Raw genomic sequence first — 766 nt, 5'->3', positions numbered from 1 at the left:
TTATGTGTTCATCCACCGCACCGCGACCGACTGGGTATGCGAGGGCGCCTATCAAACCTACAGCAGCGGCTTGTGCAAGGCCGTGTGGCCCGCCACCCCAGGCGACCTGGGGCTGGGCGGCCTGCCGGACTTCGGCGATCGGGTCATCCAGGTCAGCGATCCTGAAGACGTCAACGAAGCCCGGCTGCTGTTCACCCCGGACCTGTTGACGCCGCGGTTGCTCGCCGAGATCCGCACGCAACCGCGGCTGCGCAACACCCTGCGCAAGGTCGATATCCGCCAACTGATCCAGAGCTGCAGCCACACCGCACACATCATCGAGGCCCAGGCGCTGGACAGTAGCGTCGCCGACCTGCTCGGGCCGACCTCCCCGCCCTTGATGGCCCACCTTGGCGAGCAACTGTTTGCACCCCCGACCGGCTACTCGGCCCTGGCGGGTGTGGCTACGCGGCTTGGCGCAACGGAGACCCAGGCGCAGGGTTTTGCCGTGGTGTTGGACGATCCGATCGGCATCACCCAGGAGCTCAATGCCTGGCGCAATCAGAGCGTGGAGACGCTCGAAACCTTCATGCGCAAAACCGACGGCGAAGGCATCGACAACCAGCGCAAACACACCATCGCCTTCGGCCTCGAAAACCTCAAGCTCACCCTCGCCGAACAAGCCGAGCAACGCTACGTCAACCATGCCAACGCGCTTGGCGTGAGGTACACCGACCGCGAGTACGCCAGCAGCAACGTCCACATGGTCACGGCGTCGATGGGCAGC

General features: G+C 64.9%; 1 pseudogene. It reads left to right on the top strand.

Features of this window, described 5'->3' with window-relative positions:
- Positions 1–766, top strand: a pseudogene (locus tag ACM6J5_RS20430) (hypothetical protein); the annotation flags it as partial.

The sequence above is a fragment of the Pseudomonas sp. IT-P74 genome (genome assembly GCF_949768175.1).
In the GTDB taxonomy this organism is placed as follows: Bacteria; Pseudomonadota; Gammaproteobacteria; order Pseudomonadales; family Pseudomonadaceae; genus Aquipseudomonas.
The sequence above is the reverse complement of the archived record's forward strand: the minus strand, read 5'-3'. Positions and strand labels throughout refer to the sequence as shown.